Source organism: Proteiniphilum sp. UBA1028 (genome assembly GCF_002316955.1).
GTDB lineage: Bacteria > Bacteroidota > Bacteroidia > Bacteroidales > Dysgonomonadaceae > Proteiniphilum.
In genome coordinates this window covers 1-5,309 of sequence record NZ_DCEN01000089.1, presented here as the reverse complement: position 1 = coordinate 5,309, position 5,309 = coordinate 1, and the positions used below count along the sequence as shown (strand labels likewise).

Below are 5,309 nucleotides of genomic sequence, written 5' to 3'. Positions count from 1 at the left end.
TGGCAGCTTTTGTTGCATTTATACTGTTTGCTGAGGCTTGAGCATGATGCCCAGTTCATCCAGTTGTTCCTGCTCCACTTGCGACGGGGCGTCAATCATCACATCGCGACCCGCGTTGTTTTTGGGGAAGGCAATGCAGTCGCGGATGCTGTCGAGTCCCGCAAAGATGGAGACGAAGCGGTCCAGTCCGAAGGCTATTCCCCCGTGGGGAGGAGCGCCGTACTTAAAGGCATTCATCAGAAATCCGAATTGTTCCTGTGCCCTTTCTTCGGTGAAGCCCAGCACGGAGAACATCTTCTTTTGCAGGGCGCTGTCGTGGATACGGATCGACCCGCCACCAATTTCCACGCCGTTGATCACCATGTCATAGGCATTGGCCCGCACTGCCCCCGGGTTTGAATTGAGCAAGGCGATATCCTCCGGTTTGGGAGAGGTGAACGGGTGATGTTTCGCGAAGTAGCGGTTCAGCTCCTCGTCCTTCTCCAGCAGGGGGAAGTCCACCACCCACAGGCATTTGTAGTTGTTTTTGTCCCTCAGTCCGAGGCGCGATCCCATCTCCAGGCGCAGTTCGGAGAGTTGTTTCTGTGTTTTCTCCGTCTCCCCCGCCAGCATCAGGATCAGGTCTCCCGGTTTGGCGTTGCACTTTTCGGCCCACTTTTTCAGGGCCACTTCGTCGTAGAACTTATCCACCGACGACTTGAGTGTTCCGTCCCCGTTGTAGCGGAGGTATATGAGTCCTTTGGCCCCAATTTGTGGCCGTTTCACGAAGTCGGTCAGCTCGTCCAGCTGTTTGCGTGTATAGGAGGCACACCCTTCGGCACAGATGGCACCCACATATTCGGCGGAGTCGAACACCCCAAAGTCGTGCCCCGTGGTCAGCTCCTTCATTTCGGTGAAGGTCATCCCGAAGCGCGTATCCGGCTTGTCCGACCCGTAGAGGCGCATGGCATCGGCGTAGCTGATGCGGGGAAAGTCCGGGATCTCGATTCCCTTTATTGTTTTGAAGAGATGCTTTGTGAGCCCTTCAAAGGTATTCAGCACATCCTCCTGTTCCACGAACGACATTTCGCAGTCAATCTGCGTGAACTCCGGCTGGCGGTCGGCCCTCAGGTCCTCGTCGCGAAAACACTTCACGATCTGGAAGTATCGGTCGAAACCCGATACCATCAGCAGCTGTTTGAAGAGCTGGGGCGACTGTGGCAGGGCGTAGAACTCGCCCTGGTTCATGCGTGATGGGACAATGAAGTCGCGTGCCCCTTCGGGCGTGGAGCCGATCAGCACCGGCGTCTCCACCTCCAGGAAAGCCCGCTCGTCGAGGTATCGTCGAGTCTCGAACGCCATCCGGTGACGCAGCTCCAGGTTCTGGCGCACCACGTTGCGTCGCAGGTCCAGGTATCGGTATTTCATCCGCAGCTCGTCGCCTCCGTCCGTTTCCGTTTCGATGGTGAAGGGCGGTGTTTGGGATGCATTCAGTACAGTCAGTTTGGCGACGATGATTTCGATGTCGCCGGTAGGGATGTGCGAATTCTTGCTGGAGCGTTCCTTCACGGTTCCCGAGACCTGTATCACCCACTCGCGGCCCAGTTTGTTAGCCTGTTCGCAAAGCTCGTGATCCACCTCCTGGTTGAACGACAGCTGTGTGATGCCATAGCGGTCTCGCAGGTCGATGAACGTCATGCCGCCCATCTTCCTGATTTTGGATACCCAGCCGGCCAGGGTCACCTCTCTGTTTGCATCGGCCAGCCTCAGTTCGCCGCACGTACTGTTTCTATACATATGATATCTGTTTATTTTGCGTTTTTAGTAGTGCAAATGTACATAATTCTTGCGTTATACGGATGTTTACACAAAAAAAGGCAGGAAGATTTGAGATTGTCAGAATAAAAACGTACTTTTGCACCCACATTTTGCAAATATCTTTGAGGGATGCAGCGTACGTATGTTCGCTCCTCCCTTGAAAAAGAGAGTTCGGAAACGTTTATATATATTTTCGGGGTGTAGCACAGTCCGGTTAGTGTACCTGCTTTGGGAGCAGGGGGTCGCGAGTTCGAATCCCGCCACCCCGACTTAATAATCAAGGAGTTATATTGAGAAATGTAACTCTTTTTATTTTTGGTTTAAACATTTTGATCCGTATACCGCTATACTATTGATAACTTTTCTTCATCATTCAAAAAAACACAATATCAGGAGTATCACAGCTCCCTTACATGTCACCATTGCTCACCAATAATTGAAATGCACATTAATTAATTTGTTGAATGTTGTAGGAATAAATGCACGTTTAGCAGTGCCGTAATAGTTGCCTGTGGACTGCCAAACAGGTATAAAAACAAAGAAATATGTAATGTTTTGTAATGTGTTTCTCACCAACAACCTATAAAATATTTTTTTTTCTATTATATATTTGTGACATTAGTTAAAGACGATTGAGAAATTGTAAAATATTTAATTTTACCATGTTTCTCTTTGTCAATCATCTGAGGGAAACGTGAGTGATCGTTACCATTTGTCTTTTGCATAGCCGTAGGCATAGGGTTTGTTTAGTAATAATCATTTTAAAAATCATGGTTTATGAGAAAAATTGTTCTGTTTTTCGCAGTTATTGCCATGTCGGCAATTACCATCACTATCTCTTCCTGTTCCAATGATTTGAGCCTTATTGAGGAAGAAAGTTCCAATGATTTGGACCTAGTTGAGGAAGAAAGTGCTGTTGCCCTTACTGCCGGTACGCGCGCAGTAGAAGTCCCCATATGCTTAGATCCCTGTCGCGATGTACAAGAGGTTCGCCTTATGGCTGGACAATACTATGAAGCCGGAAAAGTTTACGTTGTCAACAACAGAGAAAATTTGTACGTGGCTTACGAAACTACCGGGGAATGGAAAATGAAAGCAATCCACCTTTATGTGGGAGCCTGCGACAAGTTACCGGTGAATAAATCAGGCAATCTTGTTCCGGGACAATTCCCTTATAAGGTGGAATTTGACGGGTTAAAAACCTTTTATTATGTTGAAATTCCGCTTGAAACACTTCCCGAAGGATGCGTGTGTGTGGCCGCTCATGCCGAGGTGGTAAAAGTGGTTAACGGTGAAATTGTACGAAGCGAAACAGCCTTTGGAGAAGGCGAAAAAGTGGGCAAAAACTGGTTTATGAAATTTCAATATTGCATAGCCCTTTGCGAACCGCCGGCTGAGGTATGTTACCAGGACGAAACAGCCTGGGCTGCAGGCTCCCGGTACGTAACACAAGGCAATTGGGCAACCTATACTCCTTATGTTGCCAATACTCCCATTAATGTTTATGCCGGTCAGACCTACCTGGTGGGAACCGTAACTTTTTCCGAAGTGGTGAATGGTAAAGTAACCATTACTCTCGCCGCGCTCAACGGAGCCCGGTTGCAGAATGTTGCCGAGTCGGTAAAAATTCAAGGGTACGAAACACCACCCAGTGGGAACCCGTCGCCTGGCCTGTTTACTACCTACAAAGGCAACCAGTCAACCGTAATAGTTGATGCATACGCTTATTATGGTATCCATTTAGATGTACAGCGTGTTGTGGATTGTCCTGATTAATAGTATAAACGGTAAAAAAAGGCGGTACGGCTCCGCCTTTTTTTGTTTGTCAGCGATTAACGGCAAATCATTACACTTGTGCTCAACACAAATATTCGGAGAAACGTATGAGTCCTTGTCAGACAGAATATTGCACTTGTCGATTCATTTTGATAGGTGTTTTTTGTGACCTGTGGTGCTTACCCCAATTGAAGACCAGGTCCTCTTTTTCGTATAATATTCCTCTTATTCCGGTCTAATGTAAACCGGATCAACTCCATTTCTATTTGAAGTATATTAGAGCGATATTAGGAGTCGCATCAGTTTAGGTATAGTCGATGATCATCGGAAGACACGGTATAACTTGTCCTTTTCTAAAATATGTTTATATGCACTGAAAATTGAAAACAGGGTGAGACAGATCGTGGCCACTTAACCCAATGTTATCTCCCCATTTTGGTTTTTTTACCGGGATAAAAATTTTCATCAATTCAATAGGCTAGGCACTTTTTCTTCTGTGACCACACAATTTTAGACTGATGGTTATTTAAGCAAAACGACCCAATAAATGGGNNTTGAATAAAATTCAAAACAGTTTCTAAAATTTCGGTGAATGTTTTTTTATTAGGCCATACATAGGTCATGAATTGTGAATCAACCCAAGATCAGTCAGATTTCCTATGAACTAATTATAAATATTCGTTAGCTTCAATTAAAAATAAGGAATATGTTTAACCCGTCTCAGTCTAGCCCTAAAAGCCTTGATCTTGGCATTGAAAGATTCCGCTTAAGCACTTGCAAAGCGTCTATCTAAATAATTAATAATGGTATAAGTGGGCTACTATCCTCCTTTTTGAAGCATTGAAGGTCTTGAAGACTGATTGTTCTAGGCTTAATACCATCTGTCCAATCGTCAAATTACAAGCTCTCCAAGGTTGATCTGAGAAGTTGGATATGTATTGAGAATTTTGTGTTTACACCTAACTGAGAGTGTATTAGCAAAACGACCCAATAAATGGGCCGTTTTAAATGTTTTCACAACGGAATAATCCTTATTGTGAATTGCTTTCAGATAATTTCACAAATATATAACATTTTAAATACTTTGAAAATTGTTTTAAGTTAATAATTGTTTATCTTTGAGGGGTTGAATGGAATTATCTCTTTCTTAATACAATACATATGGAAAAAAGAATCTTAGGTCTTGATTTGGGTACGAACTCGATAGGATGGGCACTTATTAAACACAGTTTTGACGAGAAAAAAGGTGAAATTTTGGGAATGGGAAGTCGTATTATACCCATGGATGCTGCAAAAGTGGGTGAATTTGAAAGAGGTAATCCCGTTTCAGCTACAGCAGATAGAACAAAATTTAGAAGTGTACGCAGACTCTATGAAAGAGATGTGCTTCGTCGTGAAAGGCTTCATCGTGTTCTGCATATTCTTGATTTTTTGCCGACACACTATGCTGAAAATATTGATTTTGAAAATCGGCCGGGTCAGTTCATGAAAAATAAAGAACCTAAGCTGCCTTATCAGGAAATATCTAATAAGAAATATGATTTTATCTTTAAAGATAGTTTCCAAGAAATGGTGGATGATTTTAGAATAACCCAACCGCAATTATTTTATTTGAAAGCCAATGGTTCCGAGAGCAAAATACCGTATGACTGGACCATATATTACCTGAGAAAGAAAGCCTTAAGCGAAAAAATAAAAAAAGAGGAACTAGCTTGGATATTGTTGAATTTCAATCA

At 44.2% G+C, this 5,309-nt stretch carries 2 protein-coding genes, 1 tRNA gene and 1 pseudogene; 3 read left to right on the top strand and 1 reads right to left on the bottom strand.

The features are described from left to right. Positions 1 to 18: 18 nt before the first annotated feature. Complete coding sequence (gene aspS / locus B3Z75_RS14195) at positions 19 to 1,776, bottom strand: aspartate--tRNA ligase (RefSeq protein ID WP_294073121.1); 1,758 nt, start codon at positions 1,774 to 1,776, stop codon at positions 19 to 21. Between the two features lie 215 nt (positions 1,777 to 1,991). Between aspS and B3Z75_RS14190 the strand changes: the two genes are divergently transcribed. The 3 genes and pseudogenes from B3Z75_RS14190 to B3Z75_RS14180 form a co-directional block, all read left to right on the top strand. Then, positions 1,992 to 2,066 (top strand) — tRNA-Pro (locus tag B3Z75_RS14190). A gap of 508 nt (positions 2,067 to 2,574) precedes the next feature. Then, positions 2,575 to 3,573: a hypothetical protein gene (locus B3Z75_RS14185; protein ID WP_286853839.1), complete on the top strand. Its 999-nt coding sequence runs from the start codon at positions 2,575 to 2,577 to the stop codon at positions 3,571 to 3,573. Between the two features lie 1,161 nt (positions 3,574 to 4,734). Continuing rightward, positions 4,735 to 5,309, top strand: a pseudogene (locus tag B3Z75_RS14180) (type II CRISPR RNA-guided endonuclease Cas9); the annotation flags it as partial.